The 23563-nt window shown below is 65.0% G+C and carries 22 protein-coding genes; 12 read left to right on the top strand and 10 right to left on the bottom strand.

The window, feature by feature from the left end; all coding sequences use genetic code 11:
• Positions 1-10: 10 nt before the first annotated feature.
• Positions 11-868 carry a carboxylating nicotinate-nucleotide diphosphorylase gene (nadC, locus tag L2I41_RS19695; protein WP_237155305.1) on the top strand — a complete coding sequence of 286 codons (858 nt, stop codon included), beginning with the start codon at positions 11-13 and terminating at the stop codon, positions 866-868.
• Between the two features lie 191 nt (positions 869-1059).
• Here nadC and L2I41_RS19690 read toward each other — a convergent pair whose 3' ends face one another.
• The gene (locus tag L2I41_RS19690; protein WP_237155304.1) at positions 1060-2082 is read right to left on the bottom strand and encodes a LacI family DNA-binding transcriptional regulator; all 1023 of its coding nucleotides are present in this window, start codon (positions 2080-2082) and stop codon (positions 1060-1062) included.
• 204 nt (positions 2083-2286) lie between these two features.
• Here L2I41_RS19690 and L2I41_RS19685 point away from each other — a divergent pair, with 204 nt between their 5' ends.
• The 7 genes from L2I41_RS19685 to L2I41_RS19655 all read left to right on the top strand — a co-directional run bounded on the left by L2I41_RS19685 (position 2287) and on the right by L2I41_RS19655 (position 9694).
• Positions 2287-3588 carry an ABC transporter substrate-binding protein gene (locus tag L2I41_RS19685; protein ID WP_237155323.1) on the top strand — a complete coding sequence of 434 codons (1302 nt, stop codon included), beginning with the start codon at positions 2287-2289 and terminating at the stop codon, positions 3586-3588.
• A gap of 105 nt (positions 3589-3693) precedes the next feature.
• The gene (locus L2I41_RS19680; protein WP_237155302.1) at positions 3694-4641 is read left to right on the top strand and encodes a carbohydrate ABC transporter permease; all 948 of its coding nucleotides are present in this window, start codon (positions 3694-3696) and stop codon (positions 4639-4641) included.
• Positions 4638-5576, top strand: coding sequence for a carbohydrate ABC transporter permease (locus tag L2I41_RS19675; protein WP_237155300.1), 939 nt, complete (start codon positions 4638-4640; stop codon positions 5574-5576). The genes L2I41_RS19680 and L2I41_RS19675 overlap by 4 nt, the downstream gene beginning before the upstream one ends.
• On the top strand, positions 5573-5761 hold the full coding sequence (locus tag L2I41_RS19670; protein ID WP_237155298.1) for a hypothetical protein: 189 nt from the start codon (positions 5573-5575) through the stop codon (positions 5759-5761). Before L2I41_RS19675 ends, L2I41_RS19670 begins: the two co-directional genes overlap by 4 nt.
• Positions 5762-5764: 3 nt before the next feature.
• Positions 5765-6859: an ABC transporter ATP-binding protein gene (locus tag L2I41_RS19665; RefSeq protein WP_237155297.1), complete on the top strand. Its 1095-nt coding sequence runs from the start codon at positions 5765-5767 to the stop codon at positions 6857-6859.
• Entirely contained in the window at positions 6852-7847 is a 996-nt protein-coding gene (locus L2I41_RS19660) for an ABC transporter ATP-binding protein (RefSeq protein ID WP_237155295.1), read from the top strand. Before L2I41_RS19665 ends, L2I41_RS19660 begins: the two co-directional genes overlap by 8 nt.
• Positions 7848-8074: 227 nt before the next feature.
• A complete protein-coding gene (locus L2I41_RS19655) occupies positions 8075-9694 on the top strand; it encodes a dihydroxyacetone kinase subunit DhaK (protein ID WP_237155294.1) in 1620 nt (539 codons plus the stop codon).
• A 91-nt stretch (positions 9695-9785) separates the two neighbouring features.
• On the opposite strand, the gene L2I41_RS19650 is transcribed toward L2I41_RS19655, so the two are convergent.
• The 5 genes from L2I41_RS19650 to L2I41_RS19630 all read right to left on the bottom strand — a co-directional run bounded on the left by L2I41_RS19650 (position 9786) and on the right by L2I41_RS19630 (position 15891).
• Positions 9786-10700 (bottom strand): NUDIX hydrolase, encoded by a 915-nt coding sequence (locus tag L2I41_RS19650; RefSeq protein ID WP_237155293.1) that lies wholly within the window; start codon positions 10698-10700, stop codon positions 9786-9788.
• 266 nt (positions 10701-10966) lie between these two features.
• On the bottom strand, positions 10967-11728 hold the full coding sequence (locus tag L2I41_RS19645; RefSeq protein WP_237155291.1) for an SDR family NAD(P)-dependent oxidoreductase: 762 nt from the start codon (positions 11726-11728) through the stop codon (positions 10967-10969).
• 212 nt (positions 11729-11940) lie between these two features.
• Entirely contained in the window at positions 11941-12804 is an 864-nt protein-coding gene (locus L2I41_RS19640; RefSeq protein WP_237155289.1) for an amidohydrolase family protein, read from the bottom strand.
• 102 nt (positions 12805-12906) lie between these two features.
• Entirely contained in the window at positions 12907-14766 is a 1860-nt protein-coding gene (locus tag L2I41_RS19635) for a feruloyl-CoA synthase (RefSeq protein ID WP_237155287.1), read from the bottom strand.
• Between the two features lie 333 nt (positions 14767-15099).
• Positions 15100-15891 (bottom strand): crotonase/enoyl-CoA hydratase family protein, encoded by a 792-nt coding sequence (locus tag L2I41_RS19630; protein WP_237155286.1) that lies wholly within the window; start codon positions 15889-15891, stop codon positions 15100-15102.
• 272 nt (positions 15892-16163) lie between these two features.
• Here L2I41_RS19630 and L2I41_RS19625 point away from each other — a divergent pair, with 272 nt between their 5' ends.
• Positions 16164-16385, top strand: coding sequence for a hypothetical protein (locus tag L2I41_RS19625; RefSeq protein ID WP_237155284.1), 222 nt, complete (start codon positions 16164-16166; stop codon positions 16383-16385).
• A gap of 36 nt (positions 16386-16421) precedes the next feature.
• Here the strand turns inward: L2I41_RS19625 and L2I41_RS19620 are convergent, their stop codons facing one another.
• Positions 16422-17060, bottom strand: coding sequence for a class I SAM-dependent methyltransferase (locus L2I41_RS19620; RefSeq protein ID WP_237155283.1), 639 nt, complete (start codon positions 17058-17060; stop codon positions 16422-16424).
• A gap of 247 nt (positions 17061-17307) precedes the next feature.
• On the opposite strand from L2I41_RS19620, the gene L2I41_RS19615 reads away from it, so the two are divergent.
• Together L2I41_RS19615 and L2I41_RS19610 are read left to right on the top strand one after the other, a co-directional pair.
• Entirely contained in the window at positions 17308-17787 is a 480-nt protein-coding gene (locus tag L2I41_RS19615; protein ID WP_237155282.1) for a MarR family winged helix-turn-helix transcriptional regulator, read from the top strand.
• A gap of 459 nt (positions 17788-18246) precedes the next feature.
• The gene (locus tag L2I41_RS19610; protein ID WP_237155281.1) at positions 18247-19917 is read left to right on the top strand and encodes a methyl-accepting chemotaxis protein; all 1671 of its coding nucleotides are present in this window, start codon (positions 18247-18249) and stop codon (positions 19915-19917) included.
• 6 nt (positions 19918-19923) lie between these two features.
• Here the strand turns inward: L2I41_RS19610 and L2I41_RS19605 are convergent, their stop codons facing one another.
• The 3 genes from L2I41_RS19605 to L2I41_RS19595 are packed head-to-tail and all read right to left on the bottom strand — an operon-like array spanning position 19924 to position 22715.
• A complete protein-coding gene (locus L2I41_RS19605; protein WP_237155280.1) occupies positions 19924-20667 on the bottom strand; it encodes a GntR family transcriptional regulator in 744 nt (247 codons plus the stop codon).
• Positions 20664-21641, bottom strand: coding sequence for a PDR/VanB family oxidoreductase (locus L2I41_RS19600; protein WP_237155279.1), 978 nt, complete (start codon positions 21639-21641; stop codon positions 20664-20666). Before L2I41_RS19600 ends, L2I41_RS19605 begins: the two co-directional genes overlap by 4 nt.
• Before the next feature lie 6 nt (positions 21642-21647).
• On the bottom strand, positions 21648-22715 hold the full coding sequence (locus L2I41_RS19595; RefSeq protein WP_390634513.1) for an aromatic ring-hydroxylating dioxygenase subunit alpha: 1068 nt from the start codon (positions 22713-22715) through the stop codon (positions 21648-21650).
• Positions 22716-23311: 596 nt separating this feature from the next.
• Between L2I41_RS19595 and L2I41_RS19590 the strand changes: the two genes are divergently transcribed.
• Positions 23312-23563 (top strand): hypothetical protein (locus L2I41_RS19590; protein WP_237155277.1); only part of this gene is annotated, 252 nt, incomplete at its 3' end.

Raw genomic sequence — 23563 nt, 5'->3', positions numbered from 1 at the left:
GCCTTGACCCATGTCCTCCCTCGCGCCGCTGCCTGCCTTTCTCTATGAACCCATCGTCCGCACCGCCCTGATGGAAGATTTCGGGCAGGCGGGGGATGTTACCTCGGCGGCGGTGATCCCGGCCGACCACGTCAGCGAGCTGGCGCTCATATCGCGGCAGGTCGGCGTGCTGGCCGGGATTGAGGTGGCGGCGATGGCCTTTCGCCTGGTCGATCCGGTCATCGCGATCACGCCGCTTCTGAGGGACGGCGAGGCGCTGGCCCCCGGCACCGTCATCGCCCGCCTGTCCGGCCCGACGCGCGGCTTGCTCGGCGGCGAGCGGACGGCGCTCAACTTTCTTGGCCATCTCTCCGGGATCGCCTCGGTGACGGCGGCCATCGTCGCGTCGGTCAAGGGCACCAGGGCGGCCATCGTCTGCACGCGCAAGACGACGCCGGGCCTGAGAGCGCTGGAGAAATACGCCGTGCGCGCTGGCGGCGGCGCCAACCACCGTTTCGGTCTCGATGATGCCGTGCTGATCAAGGACAATCACGTTGCCGCCGCGGGGTCGGTGACTGAAGCGATCGCGCGGGCCAAGGCGCATGTGGGGCACATGGTGAAGATCGAATGCGAGGTGGATCGGCTCGATCAGCTTGACGAAGCGCTGGCCGCCGGCGTCGACGCCGTGCTGCTCGACAACATGGGGCCGGCGCAGCTCGCCGAGGCGGTGCGCCGCATCGATGGCCGCGCACTGGCCGAAGCCTCCGGTCGGGTGACGCCCGACACGGCGCCGGCCATCGCCGCAAGCGGCGTCGACCTCATTTCCGTCGGCTGGATCACCCACAGCGCTCCGGTGCTGGACATCGGTCTCGACGTGCTGGAGAGTTGACGACCAGCGCCGCGGCGACAGGGTCAAGCTCGGTCCAGCTAGCCCTGTGAAATTCCATAACACTTATTATGCGAAGTACGAATATAGGCGCAAAGTTGGAATGTCCCAGTCCGGCAATTTAGGAATGTCACACTCCCCCTGGCGCGCCGACCGGCGCGCGCAGGCCTCCGGTCTGTCGCAGTCGAAGGCGCTTACAGGTTTTCCTTGATAAGGACTTCGATGCGGATCTTTTCCTGCGACGCGAGAATTTCGCGGCGGTCGCGGCGGGCGCGCAGGATGCGCATCGCGCTGCGCACGAGATGGCCGGGATCCTGGGTGATCAGGGCGTCAACCTGATTGGAGCGCAAGGCGGCCTCGGTGAAGGGCGTGCGCTCATGGGCGATGATCACCGGCTTGTCCCTGGCAAACACCTCGGTGACCACCTCGAGGGGAACGCGCGCCTCGGAACTGACGATATAGACGCCGGCAATGGCCGGCTGGCTGAGGAGGCCGTTGCTGATGATCCGCGCCGTGCGCTCCGGATCGCCATAGGTTTCCAGGGACGGCAGTACCCGCAGATGCGGATAATCGGCATTGATGATTTCATCGAAGCCCAGTCGCCGCTCCAGGCTGTCGCGTGCGAGCATGGTCTCGGCAATGATCAGGATCGTGCCCGCCGTCCGGCCGAGAAAGCGCCCCATCAGCCGGCCCGCCGTGGCGCCTGCCGCGTGGTTGTCGATGCCGACAAAGTCGTCATGGTCGCTGGTGATCTGCCCGGCGATGAAGCTGACGGTGTCGATGCCCTTCTCGATCAGGCGGGCCTTGGCGTCGCGAACCTGGGGCGACTCCGGCGCCATGATCGCGACCCCGTCCACCTGTTGCGGATCGAGCGAGCCGAGCAGGTTGGCGATCTGGTGCGGATCATTCTGGTGAATGTGCATCACATCCGCCTGGATCATCTCCGCCGCGAAGATCTGGTTGGCCTCGCCGATGCAGGCGACCAACCCGGCCAGGAATTCGTCGCCGGTGCGCGGCAGCAGAAACAGGAAGCGATAGCTTTTCCCGCGCGCCAGGTTCGCTGCGACCACATTTCGAATGAATCCCAGCTTTTCAATGGCTTGGTTGACCTTGTCGATCGTATCCTGGCGCACGCCGGGCCGATCGTTCAGCACCCTGTCCACCGTCGCGAGACTGACGCCCGCCTCTGCCGCGAGATCCCGTGTTGTCGGTCGCATCTGACCTCCAGCTTTGCTCATACTGTTCTTTTCATTCAAAAAATCGGCGAACGCAATAGACTTGAGGTACGTACCTAAAATTTTGCTTGCCTTGAGGCACGTACCTCACATATGGTGTTTCCCGTAAGTGTGGTGGCGAGGAGGCTGCCCCTTGCATTCGGGAGGACCAACCACATGAACGCGAAACAGTTGTTGACGCCAGCAATGCTTGCCGCAATGGCAAGCATTGCCATGGGCACCAGTGCGGCACGGGCGACGGACCTGACGCTGTGTTGGGCAGCCTGGGATCCGGCCAATGCGCTGGTTGAACTCAGCAAGGAATATGAAGCCCAGTCGGGCAACACCATGCATTTCGAATTCGTGCCCTGGACCAGCTTTGCCGACCGCATGCTGAACGAGCTCAATTCGGGCGGCAAATTGTGCGACCTGATGATCGGCGACAGCCAGTGGATCGGCGGCGCTGCGGAAAACGGCCAGTATATCAAGCTCAACGACTTCTTTGATGCCAATGGCATCAAGATGGACGACTTCATTCCGGCGACGGTGGTCGGCTATGCCGAATGGCCCAAGAACACGCCCAACTACTGGGCCTTGCCCGCCTTCGGCGACGTGGTCGGCTGGACCTATCGCAAGGACTGGTTCAATCGTCCGGAACTGCAGGCCGAGTTCAAGGCCAAATACGGCCGCGCGCTGGCCGTGCCGAAGACCTTCGACGAGCTGAAGCAGATTGCCGAGTTCTTCCAGAACCGCGACATCGACGGCAAGAAGGTCTACGGCGCGTCGATTTACACCGAGCGCGGCTCGGAAGGCATCACCATGGGCGTGATGGACGTTCTCTACAGCTACGGCTTCAAGTATGAGAACCCGGACAAGCCCTACGATATGGAAGGCTTCGTGAACTCGGACAACGCCGTCAAGGGGCTCGAGTTCTACAAGTCGCTCTACGACTGCTGCGTGCCGCCCGGATCGTCGAACGGCTACATGGGCGAGGGTGTCGACGCCTTCAAGTCCGGACAGGTCGCCCTGCAGATGAACTTCGCCTTCACCTGGCCCGGCTTCAACACCGACGCCAATGTCGGCGGCGACCGCACCGGCTACTTTGCCAATCCGGCAGGTCCCAACGGCGACAAGTTCGCCCAGCTCGGCGGACAGGGCATTTCGGTTGTCGCCGCCTCGGACAACAAGGACGCGGCGCTGACCTACATCAAGTGGTTCGCCCAGCCGTCCGTCCAGGCCAAGTGGTGGAAACTGGGCGGCTATTCGGCCCTGCGGGCCGTGGTGGAAGATCCCGGCTTTGCCACCAGCCAGCCCTATGCGCAGACCTTCCTCGACTCCATGGCGATCGTGAAGGATTTCTGGGCCGAACCCAGCTACGCAACGCTGCTGCAGTCCTCGCAGAAGTGGTTCCATGACTATGTGGTGGCCGGCCACGGCACGGCCAAGGAAGCCCTCGACGGTCTGGTGGCCGATTGGCATGCGACCTTCGAGGAAGAAGGCAAATACTGACCCTCGTGCCACCCGCCGCGCCTGCCGCGGGTGGCCTTTCCGTGAGGCTCATGCGCGCCGGACCTTTCCGGTGCCGATGATCTGTCGCTCCAGGAAAGCTGTATCATGCACGATGATCTTGCCCAGCGTGTCGCGGCAGCGACACCTCCAGCCCTTGCACGCCGGCTGCGGGGCGTCTCCGACCGGACAATCGCCTGGCTGTTCGTGACGCCGACCATATTGCTGCTGCTGGCGGTGAACATCTTTCCGCTGAACTGGACGATCCGCCTGAGTCTCACCAACTTCCGCACCAACCGGCCCAACAATCCGGTCGAGTTCGTCGGCATCGAAAATTACCGCAAGATCCTGACCAATCCGGACACCTGGGCGTCCTTGCAGGCCACGGCGCATTTCCTGATCTGGACGATTGTGCTGCAGGTGCTGATCGGCTTTGCGCTCGCCTATCTCATCAACAAGAAGTTCCGCGGCAACGATCTGTGGACCACGCTGATCGTGCTGCCGATGATGCTGTCGCCGGCGGTTGTCGGCAATTTCTGGACCTTCCTGTACCAGCCGCAAATCGGGCTGTTCAATTACTTCGTTGCCTTCCTGACCGGCGCAGACCCCGCCAGCTTTTCCATGATCGGCGAGGTTTCGCTGGCGCCCTGGGCCATCATCATCGTCGACACCTGGATGTGGACGCCTTTCGTGATGCTGATCTGTCTGGCGGGTCTGAGGTCCATTCCGCCCAGCATCTACGAAGCGGCCGAATGCGATCGCGCCAGCAAATGGCGGCAGTTCTGGACCATCACCTTGCCGATGGCCCTGCCCTTCCTGATGCTGGCCGTGCTGTTCCGCGGCATCGAGAATTTCAAGATGTTCGACCTGGTGGTGCAGCTGACGGGCGGCGGCCCCGGTGCCACCACGCAGCTGACGTCGATCGACCTCAAGCGCGAAGCCTTCGAGAAATGGCGGACCGGCTTTGCCTCCGCCTATGCGGTGATCCTGTTCGTGACCGTTTTCGGCCTCGCCTCGATCTACGTGAAGGCGCTCAACAAGGTGAAAGACAGATGAGTTACTCGATCACCGAACCTTCAAGCCGCCAGAAGTGGATCGCCGGAATTCTGGTTGTCGGTTACGCGCTGCTGACCTTGCTGCCGCTGGTCTGGATCATCGCCACCGGCTTCAAGACGCCCGCCGACGCCATCGCCTATCCCCCCAAGGTGGTGTTCACTCCGTCGCTGGAGGGCTATGTCAACCTGTTCACCTCGCGCAGCCGGGTGACGCCGGAAGATCTGGCCGCCCTCGGTCCGCCGACCACCTGGTATGACGCGATCGTGCGCCAATATGACATGGTCATCACCGGCCCCTCGCGCTACGGCGAGCGCTTCATGAACTCGGTGATCATCGGCTTTGGCTCCACCTTCCTGTCGGTGTTCCTCGGCACCATCGCCGCCTATGCCTTCAGCCGCTTCAAGGTGCCGCTCAAGGACGACCTGCTGTTCTTCATCCTGTCCACGCGGATGATGCCGCCCATCGCCGTCGCCATTCCGATCTTCCTGATGTACCGGGAACTGGGATTGAGCGACACGCATCTCGGCATGATCCTGCTCTACACGGCCGTGAACCTGTCGCTGTCGGTGTGGCTGCTGAAGGGGTTCATCGACGAAATCCCGATCGAATATGAAGAAGCGGCCCTGATCGACGGCTACACGCGCTTTCAGGCCTTCTACAAGGTGGTGCTGCCGCAGGCCGCCACCGGCATCGCGTCGACGGCGATCTTCTGCCTGATCTTCGCCTGGAACGAATATGCCTTTGCGGTGCTGCTGACCTCGGGCACCGCGCAGACCGCCCCGCCGTTCATTCCGACCATCATCGGCGCCGGCGGCAAGGACTGGCCGGCCGTGGCCGCCGGCGCGACGCTGTTCCTGCTGCCGATCATGGTCTTCACCATCCTGCTCCGCAAACACCTGCTGCGCGGCATCACATTCGGAGCTGTCCGCAAATGAGCAATTTCATCCGTGGGCTTATGCGATTGCGCCGCGGTCCCTGGGAGATGGTGGCCACCATCCTGATCGCCGCCGGCGTGGTGATGCTGATGCAGCCCCTGGCCTTGGTGCTGTTCACCTATTCCTTCCTCGTGACGCTGGTGGGAACGGTCCTGTTCATCATCGTCAGCCACTTTCCGGAGTGAACGATGGCACAGATCGTCATCAAGAACCTACGCAAGGAATTTGGCGCCTTCACTGCCGTCCAGTCGTCCAGCTTCACCATTGAAGACGGCGAGTTCTTCATGCTGCTGGGCCCGTCCGGCTGCGGCAAGACCACGACATTGCGCATGATCGCCGGGCTGGAACTGCCCACGTCCGGGGAGATCTTCATCAACGGTACCGAGGTCAGCCAGAAGCCGGCGTCCAAGCGCGACATTGCCTTCGTCTTCCAGATGTTTGCCCTTTATCCGCACATGAACGTGCGCAAGAACATCTCCTATCCGCTGGTCAGCCAGGGCATGCCCCGCGATCAGGTGCGCGCCAAGGTGGCCGAGGTGGCCGAGATCCTGGGCATCACCGCCTTGCTGGACAAGCCGGTCGGCGGATTGTCCGGCGGCGACCGCCAGCGCGTGGCGCTCGGTCGGGCCGTGGTGCGCGATCCCGCCTGCTTTCTCATGGACGAGCCGCTGGGTGCGCTCGACGCGGAGTTCCGCGAGCGCATGGCGCAGGAGCTGCGTGCTCTGCACGACCGGATGAACGCCACGACCGTCTATGTGACGCACGACCAGCTCGAGGCCATGCAGATGGGCGACAAGATCGTGGTGATGAACCACGGCGTCGTCGAGCAGTTCGGGCGGCCGCAGGACATCTACGACTGGCCCGCCACGCTGTTCGTGGCGCGCTTCATCGGCTCGCCGGCCATGAACCTGCTGCCCTTCGAGGGCATGGTCGGCAATGGCGCCACCTCGGTCACGCTCGCCGGAGTGCCGGTGGCCATCCCCAAGATGATCAGCGGCGGCGACGGAACGCTGACTCTGGGCGTGCGGCCAGAGCACGTCCATTTCTCCGACGATGCCGGCTATCGCGGCCGCATTCTGGCGGTGGAATATCTGGGCACCACGCAGATCGTCACGCTGGAGACGGCCCTCGGGCAGGTCAAGGTTCGCATCGGTTCGGACCGGGCGGCGCATGTGGGCGAGACCGTGGGCCTGCGCTTCGACACCCGTTCGATCTCGCTGTTTTCCGACACGGGCCATGCCTTGATCTCCACCGCAAACCAGAAGGTCCTGACCCATGGCTGAGATCATCTTGCAAGGCGTTTCCAAGTCTTTCGGTCCGCAGGTTGCCCTTGCCGACGTCGACCTGACGGTGCCGGACGGCGCCTTCGTTGTGCTGCTGGGGCCGACCGGCGCGGGCAAGACCACGCTGCTGCGCATGGTCTCGGGATTGGACCAGCCCGATGCCGGCGAGGTCTTCATTGCCGGACAGGCCATGAAGGGACTGCCGCCGGCACAGCGCAATGTCGCGATGGTGTTCCAGCAATATTCGCTCTATCCGCATCTGACGGTGCGCCAGAACATGGAGTTTCCCCTCAAGTCGCCGCTGCTGCGCACACCGAAGGAAGCCATCGCCGCCAAGGTGGCCGAGGTGGCGGAGATCCTGCAGATCAGCCACAAGCTCGACAACAAGGCGACGGCCCTGTCGGGGGGCGAAATGCAGCGGGTCTCCATCGGCCGCGCGCTGGTGCGCAGTCCCTCGGTCTATCTGATGGACGAGCCCCTGTCGTCGCTGGACGCCAAGCTGCGCGCCGATCTCAGGATCGAGCTGAAAAACATCCAGGCCAATCTCGGCGCCACCTTCCTCTATGTCACCCACGACCAGATCGAGGCGATGACCATGGCCACCCATGTCGGCGTGCTCGACCACGGCCGGCTGGTGCAGTTCGGCACGCCGCGCGAGATCTATGAACAGCCTGTCAGCATCTATGCCGCCGGACGCCTCGGCCAGCCGCACATCAACATCCTGCCGGCCGATCTGTTCGGTCCGGCCCCGCATGGCGCCGTCTATATCGGCATGCGCCCCGAGCAGATCCGTCAAGGGGAAGGCCAGGACGCCCTGGTCAAGCGGGTCGAACGCCTGGGCGACCAGACGCGCCTGCATCTGGCGTTCAAGGCGCATGACCTGACCACGGTGATCGATGCCCACACGCCGCTGCGCACGGGGGACATCGTGAAGATCGAGCCGCACCGACCCTTCTATTTCGACGCCGACGGAGCCCGCATGGTCTAGTGCTGCGCTTCATCTAATTTGGAGGCATTCAGGCCTCCAAATTAGATGAAAAAGGCGCCGCACCACAAAAAACGAGTGCCCTGCCGAACGTCAGTTTAGGTGAAGCAGGGCACTAGGTCTCAGGCCGATCGCATCACCCTGTTGGTGAAAGACAAACACAAGACTTCGAGCCCATTCGCATCATTCAGATCCATAGGACTGAGCGGAATTTGCTCCGGGAGGACACCATGACGCAATTCATGAACAAGCGTGAAAACATTGTCACCGAGGCGATCGACGGCACCGTGATGGCCTCCGGCGGGCGTCTGGTCAGGCTCGACGGCTTTCCGCATATCCGCGTCGTGCTGCGCGCCGATTGGGACAAGAGCCGCGTTGCCATCGTGTCCGGCGGCGGTTCGGGACACGAGCCGGCTCATGCCGGCTTTGTCGGGCCGGGCATGCTGACGGCGGCAGTCTGCGGCGACGTCTTCGCCTCGCCGTCGGTCGACGCGGTCCTCGCCGGCATTCTGGCGGTGACCGGCCCGGCGGGCTGTCTGCTGGTGGTGAAGAACTACACCGGCGACCGGCTGAACTTCGGCCTCGCCGCTGAACGGGCGCGCGCTTTCGGCCTCAAGGTGAACATGGTCATCGTCGACGACGACATCGCCTTGCCCGATCTGCCGCAGTCGCGCGGTCTCGCCGGCACGCTGTTCGTGCACAAGGTCGCCGGTGATCTCGCGGAAAAGGGCTGCGATCTCGCAACGGTGACGCAGGCGGCCGAAAGGATCATCGCCGGCACCCGGTCGATCGGCATGTCGCTCGATACCTGCACGGTGCCCGGCTCGATCAAGGAAAGCCGCATCGCCCCCGGTCGGGCCGAACTTGGCCTCGGCATTCACGGCGAGCCCGGCGTCGAGCAGATCGACTTCATCAACGCCGAGCAGGCGATGGCGGCGATGATCGACAAGCTGGCGACCCAGGCCGGGGATCGCGACTATGTGGCGCTGCTCAACAATCTCGGCGGTGCGTCGGTGCTCGAAATGTCCGTGCTGGCCTTCGAGCTGCTGCGCTCGGAGCTCGGCAAGAAGATCAAGTATATCGTCGGTCCCGCCGCCATGATGACCTCGCTGGACATGCGCGGCGCTTCCGTGTCGATCTGCCCGCTGACGGCCGAGGACACGGCATCGCTGTGCAGCGATGTCGCCCTGTCGGCCTGGCCCGGCTGCCATCCGGTCAAACCCACCGTCACCCTGGCGCTCCCCGACGGCCTGACGCCGATCCGCCCGATCCCGTCGCACCATCAGGCGACGCGCGATTTTCTCGCCAAGTGCTGCAACATCATGATTTCGCTGGAGTCGGAACTCAATGCCCTGGATGCCAAGTCGGGCGACGGCGATACGGGCTCGACGCTGGCCGGCGCGGCAAAGGCCCTGATCGGCGCGCTGGACCATCTGCCGCTGGCCGACCATACCCAGCTTTACCGGGCCATCGGCCTGGAGTTCAGCCAGACCATGGGCGGATCGTCGGGCGTGCTGCTGGCGATCTTCTTCGCGGCGGCGGGCGATGCGGCCTCGAGCGGGTTGTCCATGCGCGATGCGCTGGTGGCCGGCCTGACCCGCATGCAGGAAATCGGCGGGGCCCGGCCGGGCGACCGGACCATGATCGACGCCCTTCACCCGGCGCTGGCCGTTCTCGACCAGGGGCTCGCCGCCGCGGCCGGTGCCGCCCGCAAGGGCGCTGATCACACGGCAACCCTGAAGGTCGCCAAGGCAGGTCGCGCCGCCTATGTGAACGCTGAAAAGCTGACCGGTCATGCGGATCCGGGTGCGGAAGCCGTCGCGCGATTGTTCGAGGCGCTGAGTTCCTGAGCCGCCTGTCTTGGGGCGCAGGGCTTTCGGCTTCGTGAGGCAGTGTCAAATTCATCCATTGCCTCAAGGACATGACGTGCCCTCGCCTGCGCTAGCCCGGGGTGCGGACGGGTAGCTTGTTGCCGGCGTCGGGATGCTCTTCAAGGACGGCATGGCGGAAGCGGAAGAGCTTGGCGGGACGGCCGGCGCCCGAGACTTCGCTGTCGCCGGTCTCCTCGACCAGTTCCTGCGTCTCGATGAGGCGGCGGAAATTCTGCTTGTGCAGACCGACGCCGGCCAGCGCCTCCACCGTACGCTGCAGCTGCAGCAGTGTGAAGGCGGGCGGCAAAAGTTCAAACACCACAGGACGATAGCGTATCTTCGAGCGCAAGCGGGCGATGCCGGTGGCCAGAATGCGACGGTGGTCGCCGGTCATGGGCCGACCGAGCCCGTCGGCGCCGGCGCCGGCTTCGGAGACGAGACCGGCTTCGAACAGCAGCTCGTAGCGCTGCAGCACCAGCTCGTCCTTCCAGGGCAGGCCGTCGCGGCCGAAGGCGAGCGCCACGCGGCGGCGGCGCTGTTCGCCGAGCGCGACGCTGCCGGCCCGCCCGGCCCAGACCGCAAGGCGACCGGCGACGAGATCGAGCACCGGCGGCGGCCCCTGGCGGTGATCTTCCCAGGGAAAATAGGCGTACCAGTCGGCCCAGGCCGACGCGCCGGGATGTCCGCCGAGCCCACCCTCGCTGCGGGTCAAGCCCAGGTAGGCGATGGAGATGATCTGCCGGTCCGGGCCATTGCCGGGCCGGTCGCGGTCGGCGAAGGTATAGAGCTGTTCGAGATAGCCCGGCCGCAACCCCGTCTGTTCGCTGACCCGTTCGCCGAGCCCCGCCTGCAGCGAGGGATGGCGCCGTTCCAGCGGGCCGGCGGGCAACAGGCGGCCGCGGTCGAGCGTCATCACCTTCGGCACGCCATCGGCCACGGCCACCAGCACGGCGATCAGTTCGGCCTCGACGGAAAGATCGGTCACGATTGCCAGCGGTTCCCTTGCCTAGCGCGCGCATCCGCGATGGCGGATGTCTGCTTCGTCAGGTGCTATAGCACAGCCGACAGCGCTAGTGGTTCGATTCTGACATTTGCATCCGCCTGATACCACCCGTCGAGCAAATGTCAGAATCATGAGAACCACTAGCAAGTCTCTGTTTCTAGTGGAGCTTTAGACTTTGACATTTGAGCGCGAGGCCGATGTCATCCGGGACTCAAATGTCAAAGTTGCTCCACTAGAGCATCCGCCGATCAGCGTGGTGCCATGCGCAGGGCGCCGTCGAGGCGGATGATCTCGCCGTTGAGATAGCGGTTGTCCAGGATGTGGGCGACCAGCGCGGCGAACTCGTCGGCATGGCCGAGACGCTTGGGGAACGGAATGGCGGCGGCGAGATTTTGTTGTGCCTCTTCAGGTAGTTCGGCCAGAAGTGGCGTCAGGAACAGACCCGGCGCGATGGTGGCGACGCGCACGCCGAAGCCGGCAAACTCGCGGGCGATCGGCAGTGTCAGCGCGGCAATCCCGCCCTTGGAGGCGGCATAGGCGGCCTGACCGATCTGCCCCTCGAAGGCGGCGACCGAGGCGGTGGAGACGATCACTCCGCGCTCGCCGTCTTCGAGCGGTTCGGCGGTCGACATGGCCGCGCCGGCGAGGCGGATCATGTTGAAGGTGCCGATCAGGTTGACGCGGATGACCCGCTCGAAATCGGCAAGGGGCATCGGACCGTCGCGACCGACCACCCGCTTGGCCGTACCGATACCGGCACAGTTGACGAGTGCGCGCAGCGGACCATGATGATCGCGAGCCTTTTCAAGGGCTTGGGTGGCGCTCGCCTCGTCCGCGACATCGCCGACAAGGGCAAGACCGCCGGTCGCTTCCGCGATGGCGCGGGCGGCTTCCGGATTGCGATCGAACACGCCGACCCTGGCGCCGGCTTTGGCCAACCGCAACGCCGTCGCCGCGCCAAGACCCGAACCGCCGCCTGTCACAATGACGGATTTGTCTTTGATATCCATGGGTTGGGCCTCTTGTGTGGTGTGGGGTTTAAGGCGGGGTACCCCCCTCTCCAACTCTCCCCCTCAAGGGGGGAGAGAGTGCCGATTGGTTCAATACAGAAACAATCAACGCCGAAGGCTATGGCCGGAAGCACCTGTCCAACCCTCTCCCCCCTTGAGGGGGAGAGTTGGAGAGGGGGGTAGCAACGCGTGAAGACTTGACGCGACCATACTCACTTCAGTCCAAGTATTCCCATGGCATTCTGCTTGAGGATCAGGTCGTGGACCTCGTCCTTGAAGCCGGCCTCGCGGAATTGATCTATCCATTTCTCCGGTGTGATCAGCGGGAAGTCGGAGCCGAACAGCATCTTCCTGCGCAGGGGACCGTTGGCATAGGTGATCACCTGGGGCGGGAAATACTTTGGCAGCCAGCCGGACAAGTCTATGAAAACATTGGGCTTGTGCAGGGCGATCGACAGGGCTTCGTCGGTCCAGGGCCAGGAGGGATGGGCGAGGATGATGGTCATGTCGGGGAAATCGACGGCCACATCGTCGAGATGGATGGGTTGCGAATACTTGAGCCGCAGTCCGCCGCCGCCGCGCATGCCGGTTCCGATGCCGGAATGGCCGGTGTGGAAGATGGCCGGCAAACGATATTCTGCAATGACTTCATAGAGTTTGTAGGCCAGACGATCGTTGGGATAGAAGCCCTGGCAGGTGGGATGGAACTTGAAGCCCCTGACCACGCCGTCCTCGATCAGGGCCCGCGCCTCGCGGGCGCCGAGCATGCCCTTGTGCGGATCGATGGAGGCGAAGGCGACCATGATGTCGGCATTGTCGCGCGCCGCCTGGGCGATTTCCTCGTTATGTATCCGTCTGTTACCGATCTCGAACTCGCTGTCGACGGTGAACATCACAAAGCCGATGCGCCGTTCCCGATAGTAATCGATGGTTTCCTGAATGGTCGGGCGCTTGCCGGTCTTGAAATACTTGCCGGCCGCCTCTTCGAAGGGCGTCCAGAAGGGGTCGGGTTCCTGCCGGCAGGACACCTCGGCGTGGGTGTGCATGTCGATGGCAATGAGATCCTGCGGGTTCATCAGGCCCTCCTTCAGGGCGTCCTCACATGTCACGGTTATGTCGCATCGACCGCGATCAGGGCAGGCGCCAATGTCGCACTTTCGGAACGGGTGTCACAAGGCTCACAGCGTGATCACCTCGGGCGGCGGGTTGGTCGCATAGAGCGCCTCGACCAGATGCGCCCGACGGGCCAGAACGGCGCGCTGGTTGATCGAGCCCTTGTCGGTGATCTCGTTGGCGTCGATGGACGGCGGCTCGGCCAGGAGCACGATGCGCTCGACGCGGTTGGACGAGCCGGTGCTCTCGGTGGCGAGATGGGCGAGACGGGCGGCGAAGGCGTTGTGGACGATGAAGTCGGCCAGCACCGCCGCGTCGCTGAGGCCCGCAGCCTCGCGCGGCAGCAAGGCCCGGCAGGCGGCCATGTCGGGCAGCAAGAGGGCGGTGACGCGCTCGCGGTCATGACCGGCAATGACGGCGTCCTTCACCAGCGGGGCGAAGGCGGCGACGATCTTCGCCCGGAGCGGCCCGACGCTGACCCAGGTGCCGGTCATCAGCTTGAAGTCCTCGGAGATGCGGCCGTCGAACACGAAGCCGGCGTTGACGTCGGCCTCGTCGACGAATTTCACCGCGTCGCCCAGCTTGTAGAAGCCCTCCTCGTCGAAGGACTTGGCGGTCTGTTCCGGATCGCGCCAATAGCCGGGCATGACATTGGGGCCGGAGACGCGGATCTCGAGCTTGCCGGCGGTGGGCACCAGCTTCAACGCGGTGCCGGGCATGGGCAGGCCGAGCTGGCCGGGACGGGCAAGGCGCTTGTTGGCGCCCATGGCCGATGGCGCCGTCTCGGTGGCACCGAGGCCGGAGACCATCAGATAGCGCTTGCCGGTGGTCTCCACGGCCAGCGCGTCGAGATCGTCGGAGATGTGCCTGGGCAGGCTGGCGCCGGCATAGAAGGTGATCCTCAGATCCTTGAAGAAGGTCTTCCGCAGCTCCGGATCGGCGCGCAGATAGGGGATGATCTCTTCAAAGCCCTTTGGGACGTTGAAATAGAGCGTGGGGGACACGTCGCGCAGATTGCGCACGGTTTCCAGGATGCCGCGCGGGGTCGGCTTGCCGTCGTCGATATAGAGCGAACCGCCGGTGTAGAGCACCAGGCCGAAATTCTTGTTGCCGCCGAAGGTGTGGTTCCAGGGCAGCCAGTCGATCAGCACCTGCGGCCGTTCCAGCACGAAGGGGAACCAGTGATGGGCGATCATCTTCATGTTGGCGCACATCATGCCATGGGTGTTGATGACGCCCTTGGGCTTGCCGGTGGAGCCGGAGGTGAACAGGATCTTGGCGATGGTGGCGCTGCCGATGGCGGCATTGGCCGCGTCGACGGCGGCGGCGTCCTCGGGCTCGGCGATCAGATCGTCCCAGAGCGTGGCAGTCCGACCGGCAACCGTGCCCTCACGGCCCACAAGCTCCACGTCGGCCGGCACGGCATCGAGGATGCCGGCGGCATGCGCCGAGAGGTCGGAGCCGTAGACGAGGCCGGGGGTGAGGCGCTCGATGATCGAGCGGATCTTCTCGAAATCGGTGGCCACCAGCGTATAGGCGGGCGAAATCGGCGCATAGGGAATGCCGGCATACATGGCGGCGAGGCCGAGCAGCCCGTGCTCGATCTCGTTGCCCGAGAGGATGGCCAGCGGCCGGTCCGGGCCGAGACCGCGCCGGAGAAGCGCCGAGGCGAGACGGCGCACCAGCGCCCGCGTCTGACCATAGCTGACCCGGCGCCAGTCGCCGAAGCCGCCCTGCAGCTTGACGCGCTGGGCCAGGAAGGTGGCGTCGGGCGTCCGTTCCGCCCACACGTCGAGCCGATCGGTGACGGCGCGGCCATAGGGCCCGAGATCCTGGCGCGGCCGCACGATGATCGAGCCGTCGGCGCGGTGCTCCATGGCGGCATCGAACTGGCCGAGGTCCACGTCGTGAAAATCTGGTGTCATGCGTTCCCTCCCAAGAACAATGACGTTTCAACTCCGCCTTGGCGACCAACTCCCGGCGCCGTCATGGTCCGCGGAGGCGGACCATCCATGCAGTCAAAGGAACAAGAGTCCGAAGGTCAGTGCATATGCCTTTGATGCCGACTGAAGGAGATGACATTTGATTTTGATTTCGAATGTGATCGTCTTTCAGGACTATTCCGTAACTTTCGCGTTCCTGCCCCTCTGCCGATCAATATGGCCGTCAACTTCCTTGCTTGTGACTGCGTGGATGGTCCGCCTTCGCGGACCATGACGGCGTTGGGGTAGTTGTCCGACCGCGTCTGGGCTTCCCCCCTACTCGCGATGCGTCACCTTGGCGGCGCGCTTTTCGAGGAAGGCGCGGAGCCGTTCCTGGGCGTCGGGGTGGGTGTCGGCAATGGCGGCCATCAGCGATTCGGTGAACAGGCCCTCCTCCGGGCCCATTTCGGCGATGCGCGGCAGGGCGTGCAGTACGGCGAAATTGGTGGCCGGCGCATTGCCGGCGGCCTTGTGGGCGAGCTCCATCGCCTTGGGCAGGGCGGCGCCGTCGTCCACCACATATTGGCTGAAGCCGAACATCAGCCCGTCGCGGGCGGAAATGGTGCGGCCGGTCAGCATCATGTCCTGCATCAGCGGCACGCCGACGAGACGCGGCACGCGAACCGAGCCGCCGCCGCCGACGAAGATGCCACGCTGGCCCTCGGGCAGCGCATAATAGGCCGAGCTTTCGGCGATGCGCACATGGGTGGCGGCCGCCAGCTCCAGCCCGCCGCCGACCACGGCGCCATGCAGGGCGGCAAACACCGGCACCGGCGCATACTGGATCTCGTCGAAGGCCTTGTGCCACATGCGCGAATGGCGGATCGAGCGCAGGATGTCCGGGGCGCCGGAGATCTCGCCGAGGTCGAGACCGGCGCAGAAATGGGCCCCGGCACCGTGGACCACCACCGCGCGCACGTCCGGGCCGAGCCCGGCAAAGAAGGCGCGGATGCCCTCGATGGTGTCGTCATCAAGCGCGTTGCGCTTTTCGGGGCGGTTGAGCTTCAGGATCGCGACGGCCTCGTCGCGCGTGACCTCAAGCGTCTCCGGCAATGCGGCTGAGGGCATGACACATCCTCGCTATGGGACGGGGTGGGTGCCGTCCGGAAAGGCTGACAAGGGAAAGGCATCCGGGCGAGCCGTGCGGCGACGGCCCCTCCGCGTCCTCCGGTATCGACAGCGTCTCTCCTCCCACCGTCGATGAAAATGGTTATGTAATATAACTATTATCATGTCAAGGAAAATACGTAAGCGGGAAGAGCGACAGGAACCGGACGGGCAAGCGGACATCCAGCCGGACGTGCACTTGAAACAGGTGGACCTATCCTTTTGAAATAGCTATGTTTCACCTACAAGAGAACCGGACATGGGAGCGGACGTTGCCGCGCAGCGAGGTCGCCGGCCTGCTCGGGCTGGGCGATCGGCAGGCAAGACGTGTGACGTCCGAGCTGCTGCGCCAGGGGGTGCTGACGTCGCAAACGCCCAAGAGCCCCCTGCATTTGGCTATCCCCTCGGCCTGTGCGGCGAGCTGGATGCCGGGGCTGTTTCCCGAACGCGGGTGACCCGGCCCCTGTCTCGCGCGCCTGTGCGGCCTCTCCTCACGCCGACTTGCGGGCGACCAGGACGATGCGGCGGTCGGGCGTCTTGCTGCCGTGGCGGAGCTCCTGGACGATCTCGAAGCCGGCGGCGCGCTGTTCGGCGGCAAGCTCCGCTGCCGTGAAGAAGGCGGCCGGCGGGGCGAAGCCGAGCGTGCGCATGACCGGCAGCACCAGGCGGAGAAGCGGGGTTGCCTCGGCCAGGCAGGGCGTCTTGGTGATGAGAAGGCCGCCCGGCTTCAGGATGCGCAGCATTTCCGCATGGAGCGCGGGCCGGTCGGGCAGCAGGTGCAGGATGTTGAAGCCGATGGCGACATCCACCGACGCCGGCGCCAGTCCGCTCGCTTGCGCATGCCCGACGGCAAAGCGCAGGCTCGGACAGGGCGGCGCGGCGGCGGCCCGCTCCTCGGCAATGGTGATCATGCGCTCGGCATAGTCGACGGCGAAATAGCTTGCCGTGTCGGGCGCCAGGCGGAGCGCCGTGGTGCCGGGGCCGCAGCCGAACTCATAGACCCGGCTCTCCGGGCCGAGATGGCCGGCGATCAGATCGAGCGTGCGCTGATAACCGGCGGTGTCGCTGATGGGGTTGGCGGCATAGCGGCGGGCCATCCAGTTCCAGAATTTCGAGCCGTCCTGCGGCATGTGAGCCTCCTTGGGTCCTTGTGCCCGTGCCAAGGATGGGGACGCGCCCCCTGACCTTCAAGGCCCGCCGGTGCACCGGGGCGATAAAGGGACGGGGGGAGGCGCTGGCGGTTCCGGTCAGATCTTGGGGGCGGTAGGATGGACGGGGCGCATCGGTCGCCGGTCTCCCCGGACCTTCCCGTCATCGTCCCCCTTGCCGAGGCGCGGGAATTTCGGGACAAGAGGGGATGGACGCGGAGAGGGGCGGATGGAAGCGGGGGACGAGGAGACGGAGATCCACGGGGCGACCGGCGATGATATCGACATCGGGCCGCTCGGGCAGGAGATCGGCTATGTGCTGCGGCGCGCCCAGCTGATGATCTTCCGCCGCTTCTTTGCCGACTTTGCCGCCGAGGACATCAAGCCGGCGCAATATTCGACGCTGATGATCGTCAGCCGCAATCCCGGCGTGGCGCAAGGCCGCGTGGCCGCCGCGCTCGACATCAAGAAGACCAACTTCGTGGCCATGGTCAGCGAACTGGAACGGCGCGGCCTGATGCTCCGGCGCCCGTCGGCCACCGACCGCCGCAGCCAGTGCCTGCATCTGACCGACACCGGTGTGGCACTGGTGGAGCGCCTGCGCTCCATCGCTGCGCGCAACGAGGACCGCATCGCCGCCGCGCTGGGAGACGGCGTCTACGACGGGCTGTTCGCGCCGCTGCGGCGCATCGCGCGCGGGGAATTCTGAGGCTGCTTCCGCGATGTCTCGGGCTGTACTGTCACGGCAAACATGCTGCGCAAATCGCCGCATCTGAATTCTTGAGCGTGATGATATAGTTTATGGTGCCTGCGAAATGCATGTACAGACACACAAATCTTATATCTTGAATATACCTACAAGGCGTAAAAATATTTCGAACTGAACAGGGCATACTGCACATATGCAATAATAATAATCCTTTCTTCTATCCGATTTTATCGAACTTGTTCAAGTTCGGCCAGATTTTACAGAATTTTAACGCACATATATTCAAGTGATTTGTGCGTAACGGGATACCGCTCTTCGGCGCTTTGAACCGTCATTGGGTCCTGAAGCAAATCGGTCAGCGCAACACTTTGCAGTTCGCGGCCGGGATCATCCTGCGGTGGAAGGGCAGTGAGTCTTGTCCACCCCGCAACCGCATCGGCGCAGCGTTGGGAGCCCCTCATGATTTGGACCGTAGCCCGCAGACTTGCCGCAAGTGTTGCAGTGCCCCTCCTGGGGCTCGCCATCGTCATCGGCCAAGGCTATTTCGCCACGGAGCAGATCGAGGCGCTGTCTGAGGCTGCCGACGCGGCGCATGACAATCTCGAGGTGGCAAAGGATCTGGTGACCGTCGGCGCCGAGCTCGGCAACATCGTCGGATCGGCGGAGATCAATCGCAATCTCGCCGCCTCCGCAACCGAATGGGCCGACGCGGTCAGTGCCGCCGAAAAGGACATCGTGGCAGTGCGCGCCTCGGCCGTGTCCGGCGAGGAAAAGGCGACCGTGGAAACCATCGTCGCCACCTTCGAGCAACTGAAGCGGGCCTATCGGGACAAGCTGCTGCCGCAGTTGCAGGCCTCGCAGGAGCTGACGCCGGCGCTTCGCGCCATCGACGAGGAGATCGACGGCCTGGTGGACCAAATCGGCGAGGCCAGCGCCAGCCTTGCTGACGTTCAGAAGCGCGAGGCGGATGCGGCCGGCGAGGCCTTGCAGAGCCTGGCCGCGCAAGTCCAGACGGCCATGCTCGGCGTCGGGCTGCTCGCCCTGCTGGCCGCGACAGGCGTTGCCTATCTCGTGGTCGGCTCGGTGACGCGCCCGGTGGACCGGGTGAGCCGGCGCATGGAGACCATGTCGGGGGGCGACCTGCAGTCGGCCATCCCGGACGTCGAGCGCAAGGACGAACTCGGCGCCATGGCCCGCGTGCTCGAACGCTTCCGGGCCGAACTGGCCGACGCCGAGGCGGCACGGATGCGCCAGGCCGAGGCCGAGGCGCTGGAAGCCGAACGGCTGCGCAGCCGCAACGCCATCGCCGACCGCTTTGCCGAGGACATGCAGGCCCTGGGCCGGCAGTTCGTGGCCTCGTCCAGCGAAGTGGCGACGGCGGCCCGGCATCTGTCGGCGACCGCCGAGGAGACCTCGCGCCAGGCGCAGGCGGTCTCCGGTGCGGCGGAAGAGGCGGCCACCAATGTGCAGACCGTGGCGGCAGGCGCCGAGGAGCTGTCCGCCAGCGTCCGGGAAATCAACACGCAGGTGAGCCATTCGGCCGGCATCGCCCAGGAGGCCGCCGAGGAAGCGGCCCGTTCGACGCAGAACATCCAGGCGCTGTCGTCGTCGGCACAGTCCATCGGCCAGGTGGTGGTGCTGATCCGCGCCATCGCCGAACAGACCAACCTGCTGGCCCTCAACGCCACCATTGAAGCGGCGCGCGCCGGTGAGGCCGGCCGGGGCTTTGCGGTGGTCGCCAGCGAGGTCAAGCAGCTGGCCGCCCAGACCGCCCGCGCCACCGACGAGATCGGCGCCAAGATCGGCGACATGCAACACGCCACCACGGTGACCGTGGACAGCATCTCGCGCATCGTCAACACGATCAACACGATCCGCGAGGTGACCAACTCCATCGCCGGCGCCGTGGAACAGCAGGGCGCGGCGACGGGCGAGATCGCCCAGAATACCCAGCGCGCCGCCACAGGCACCACCGACGTCACCTCGAACATCGTCGGCGTCGGCTCGGCCGCCGAAGTGACCGGCGCGGCGGCGACGCAGCTGATGTCGCTCTCCACCTCGCTGCAGGACAATTCGAACCACCTGCAACAGAGCGTAAACGACTTCGTGCGGTCCCTGCGCTCAGCGTGAGGCCCCTCACCGCCCCCGTCCGCCGGCCAGCTCCATGAGCTGGCGGCCGCTGGCGAGGGCGCGGCGGAGGTTGCGCTGGGCGTTGCGGGCGTGTTCGCGGAGGATGGCTTCGGCGCGGCTGCCCTCGCGGGCGGCAATGGCTTCGAGCGCGGTGCGGTGCTGTTCCTGGGCGATGGTCAGGACGTGATGGGTGGCCGGCGAGCCGGCTTCGAGCGGCACCAGCGCGCTCGGCGAGGCGAAGGGCATGGCGGCGACACGCTCGATCTCCAGCGTCAGTGCCGGGCTGCCGGCCATCTCGGCGATCAGCGCGTGGAAGCCGGCGTTGAGGTCGACGTAGAGCGCAAGATCGATGTCGAGATCGAGGGGGCGGACGATCCGGTCGATGCCGTCGAGGATCTCGCCGGCTTCCGCCAGATGGGCAGCGCTGACGCCGCGTTCGGCGGCGAGGCGCCCGGCGAGACCTTCAAGCGTGCCGCGCATCTCGATGGAGACGAGGATATCCGGCTCGGACAGGCGGCGCACCGCATAGCCGCCGCCGGGCAGCGCCTCGACGAGATTTTCCTGTTCGAGCCGCATCAGGGCGGCGCGCACCGGCGTGCGCGACACGTCCAACCGCTCGACCATCTGCAGCTCCGGCACCCGCTCGCCCGGGGCCAGCTCGCCCGAGACGATGAGGTCGCGCAGTTTCAGAACGGCCTTCAGGGTCTGCGAGGCGGCTTTCTCGCCACGGGCGGCGGCAGGGGAACTCATGGGGCGATCCGGTCAGGCGTGTCGAGAACGAGGCGGCTGCCGGAGAAGCGCGACACGCAGGTGCACAGGCGCGCCCCTTCCGCCTTTTCCTCGTCGGAGAAGAAGACGTCACGGTGATCGACCTCGCCGTCAGCGTCAAGGATCGGCAGGGCGCACAGGCCGCACTCGCCCTTGCGGCAATCGGATATCATGGCCACGCCCGACCGTTCCAGCGCTTCGAGCAGCGTCTCGGTGGCGTCGACGGTGATCGCCCGGTCGAGCCGGGGGATCGCCACCTCGAAGGGCGCGGTGACCAGGCGGCCGGAGTTGCCGAAGGTCTCCATCCTGACCTGGGTCGCCGGCCGACCGGCGCGGGCCCAGGCCTGGCGGGCGGCGTCCATCAGGCCGATGGGGCCGCAGACGTAGAACTCGCCCCCCTGCGGCAGGGCGGCGATCTCCGCGTCGAGGTCGACGCGCTCGCCGTGGTCGTCGGCGAAGGTGGCGAGGCGGTCGCCGATCACGGCCCGCGTCTCGTCGGCCAGCACGTGATCGGCGGCGGAGCGGGCGGCGTAGAGCATGCGGAAATCGGCGCCCGCCCCGGCCAGCGCCAGAGCCATGGAATGGATGGGCGTGATGCCGATGCCGCCGGCGAGCAGGAGATAGGCCGGCCGGTTGCGCTTGAGCTCGAAATGATTGCGCGGCAGGGCGATGCGCAAGGTGGAGCCCGCTTCGAGCGTCCACATGAAGGCCGAGCCGCCGCGCGAGGTGGCGAGCCGCTTCACCGCGATGCGATAGACGCCGTCACTTGAGGGGCCGACGGTGGAGTAGCAGCGGCTTTCCTGCCGGTCGCCGATGCTGACCAGCACCTGGATGTGGCTGCCCGGCGTCGGCGGGCGGAAATCGGCGGATGGTTCGATGGCGAACAGCCGCACGTCGGCGCTGAGGTCGACGGTGGAGAGAAGGCGCGCGTCGCGCCAGTCGAGATGGCTTTGCATGGGGGCTTACTCGGCAGCGGCGGACGTGGTCGTGGCTTCGCGGGCGATCATCTGGTCGATCATGCGGTGCGCCCAGAGCACGCCGGCGTCGATGTTGAGATTGTAGAAGGGCATGCGCGGATGCTCGTCGATGGCCCGCTGCTGCGCTTCGAGGACGAAGAAGTCCTGGTCGTAGACGCCCTTGCCGTCGTTGACATGGCCCTTGTTGAGCGCCTGCGACAGCTCCTCGTTTTCCTTGTCGAAGTTGCGCACGAAGTTCCAGAAATAATGGCAGGACGTCTCGGTCTCCGGCGTGATCGCGGCGAGAAAGGCGCCGTTGACGCCCTGGCTGCGGTCGCCGTCCGGCGCGCCGGTGCCGGTGACGGCCACGCCCACATCGCCGACGATGGTGGATGGCGCCTGCAAGGTGACGATCTGCCAGCGGTCCACATGAACGCCGGGCTTGCCGAGCAGCTTCTTCCAGAAGGGCGGCGGCTCGATGCCGATCATCCAGCGGGTGAGCGTGACGGTGCGGTCGGTATGGGTGACGTCGAAGGGGGCGGCGGTGATGTTGTCGTCGCCGATGGAGCCGGCATGCACATAGGACTCGTGGGTGAGATCCATCAGATTGTCGACGACGAGGCGATAGTTGCACTTGAGGCCATAGCGCGTGCCGCCGGTGCCGACCCAGTCGGTGCCGTCATTGTGGTGGAAGTCGGGGATCGTCGCGGGATCGGCCAGCGCCGGATCGCCCGGCCAGATCCAGATGAGACGATGCCTTTCGACCACCGGATAGGCGCGGACGCAGGCCGAAGGGTTGATGGTCTTCTGCGCCGGCATGAAGGTGCAGCGCCCTTCCGGATTGAAGACGAGGCCGTGATAGCCGCAGACCACCTCGTCGCCGCGCAGAAAGCCGAGCGACAGCGGCAAGAGGCGATGCCAGCAGGCATCCTCCAGCGCGGCGACGGTGCCACCCTGCTGGCGATAGAGCACGATCGACGTGCCGCAGATCTTGCGCGGGGTGAGCTTGGCGCCGACCTCATGGGTCCAGGCGGCGGCGTACCAGGTGTTCAAGGGAAAGCTGTGTGCGGTCATCGGCATTTCCTCCCAGAATGCGACTGGGGGTGAGTGTATACAGGAATGCCGGGCCGGCAAGGCTTCGAGGCGGACTATTGGCCGCAGGTGGGGGCTGAAGGCGGTGTTTCGGGGTGGCATTGTATACCAAATGCCGGTTTGCGATCCGGAGGCGCCGCAGCCGCCGGCACAGGAAATCGCAAGCCTGCAAAGGGCTTGACCCGGTCGGTGGCCGCGAACAGAAGAGCTCACACCTTGGGACAAGGCGAGCGCACAAGTGTGCGCTATTCGCACGAGGGGCAAGGCGGAGCCGGTGGAGCGGCCCCTTGAGGCCACCTTTCTTGCAAAATGTGGGCTTGAAGCGATGGGGCGGAGCCGATGTCTCGCCAGATGGAGGGTGGCTTGGAGGCCGCATCCCGGACGAGAGGGGCGCGCCGGTATGAGAAAGCGCACGCCAGCCAGAGGGGCCGACGCGCGCCTATCTCCTGGTCATCGATCGGGCGCCGCAGGCGGTGCAGGAGGCGCTTCGGCGGGCCTGAGGGCCCTATAAACCCCTCTGAAGCCATTTCGCCCAGGATGCTGACGCATCGGCTCAGGCAAGATGTTCCCAACTTCTCATGGCATCCGGGCATGAGAATTTCGAAAGCGGAAAACGCAGACCTCACGACAATGAGCCACATGCCTTTGCCAGACACCAACTGACCCAGATGTCATGGTCCGCGAAGGCGGACCATCCACGCAGTCAAAACAAAGATGTAGATGGCATTTTTGGTGTTGTGGTGATGGACTATGCTGCGTCGATAGGGTTTGGGTCAATCTTATCGCTGGCAAGGACCTTCGGACATTTTTGCAATGACTGCGTGGATGGT

This window comes from Oryzibacter oryziterrae, assembly GCF_021864535.1.
Lineage (GTDB): Bacteria > Pseudomonadota > Alphaproteobacteria > Rhizobiales > Pleomorphomonadaceae > Pleomorphomonas > Pleomorphomonas oryziterrae.
This window is presented reverse-complemented; position numbering and strand designations above follow the sequence as displayed.

What these genes read in the sequence shown, in the direction of transcription:
- nadC (WP_237155305.1), top strand. Translation starts at nt 11, where the DNA reads ATGTCCTCCCTCGCGCCGCTGCCTGCCTTTCTCTATGAACCCATCGTC.
- L2I41_RS19690 (WP_237155304.1), bottom strand. Translation starts at nt 2,082, where the DNA reads ATGCGACCGACAACACGGGATCTCGCGGCAGAGGCGGGCGTCAGTCTC.
- L2I41_RS19685 (WP_237155323.1), top strand. Translation starts at nt 2,287, where the DNA reads ATGCTTGCCGCAATGGCAAGCATTGCCATGGGCACCAGTGCGGCACGG.
- L2I41_RS19680 (WP_237155302.1), top strand. Translation starts at nt 3,694, where the DNA reads ATGCACGATGATCTTGCCCAGCGTGTCGCGGCAGCGACACCTCCAGCC.
- L2I41_RS19675 (WP_237155300.1), top strand. Translation starts at nt 4,638, where the DNA reads ATGAGTTACTCGATCACCGAACCTTCAAGCCGCCAGAAGTGGATCGCC.
- L2I41_RS19670 (WP_237155298.1), top strand. Translation starts at nt 5,573, where the DNA reads ATGAGCAATTTCATCCGTGGGCTTATGCGATTGCGCCGCGGTCCCTGG.
- L2I41_RS19665 (WP_237155297.1), top strand. Translation starts at nt 5,765, where the DNA reads ATGGCACAGATCGTCATCAAGAACCTACGCAAGGAATTTGGCGCCTTC.
- L2I41_RS19660 (WP_237155295.1), top strand. Translation starts at nt 6,852, where the DNA reads ATGGCTGAGATCATCTTGCAAGGCGTTTCCAAGTCTTTCGGTCCGCAG.
- L2I41_RS19655 (WP_237155294.1), top strand. Translation starts at nt 8,075, where the DNA reads ATGACGCAATTCATGAACAAGCGTGAAAACATTGTCACCGAGGCGATC.
- L2I41_RS19645 (WP_237155291.1), bottom strand. Translation starts at nt 11,728, where the DNA reads ATGGATATCAAAGACAAATCCGTCATTGTGACAGGCGGCGGTTCGGGT.
- L2I41_RS19640 (WP_237155289.1), bottom strand. Translation starts at nt 12,804, where the DNA reads ATGAACCCGCAGGATCTCATTGCCATCGACATGCACACCCACGCCGAG.
- L2I41_RS19635 (WP_237155287.1), bottom strand. Translation starts at nt 14,766, where the DNA reads ATGACACCAGATTTTCACGACGTGGACCTCGGCCAGTTCGATGCCGCC.
- L2I41_RS19630 (WP_237155286.1), bottom strand. Translation starts at nt 15,891, where the DNA reads ATGCCCTCAGCCGCATTGCCGGAGACGCTTGAGGTCACGCGCGACGAG.
- L2I41_RS19625 (WP_237155284.1), top strand. Translation starts at nt 16,164, where the DNA reads ATGTTTCACCTACAAGAGAACCGGACATGGGAGCGGACGTTGCCGCGC.
- L2I41_RS19620 (WP_237155283.1), bottom strand. Translation starts at nt 17,060, where the DNA reads ATGCCGCAGGACGGCTCGAAATTCTGGAACTGGATGGCCCGCCGCTAT.
- L2I41_RS19615 (WP_237155282.1), top strand. Translation starts at nt 17,308, where the DNA reads ATGGAAGCGGGGGACGAGGAGACGGAGATCCACGGGGCGACCGGCGAT.
- L2I41_RS19610 (WP_237155281.1), top strand. Translation starts at nt 18,247, where the DNA reads ATGATTTGGACCGTAGCCCGCAGACTTGCCGCAAGTGTTGCAGTGCCC.
- L2I41_RS19605 (WP_237155280.1), bottom strand. Translation starts at nt 20,667, where the DNA reads ATGAGTTCCCCTGCCGCCGCCCGTGGCGAGAAAGCCGCCTCGCAGACC.
- L2I41_RS19600 (WP_237155279.1), bottom strand. Translation starts at nt 21,641, where the DNA reads ATGCAAAGCCATCTCGACTGGCGCGACGCGCGCCTTCTCTCCACCGTC.
- L2I41_RS19595 (WP_390634513.1), bottom strand. Translation starts at nt 22,715, where the DNA reads ATGACCGCACACAGCTTTCCCTTGAACACCTGGTACGCCGCCGCCTGG.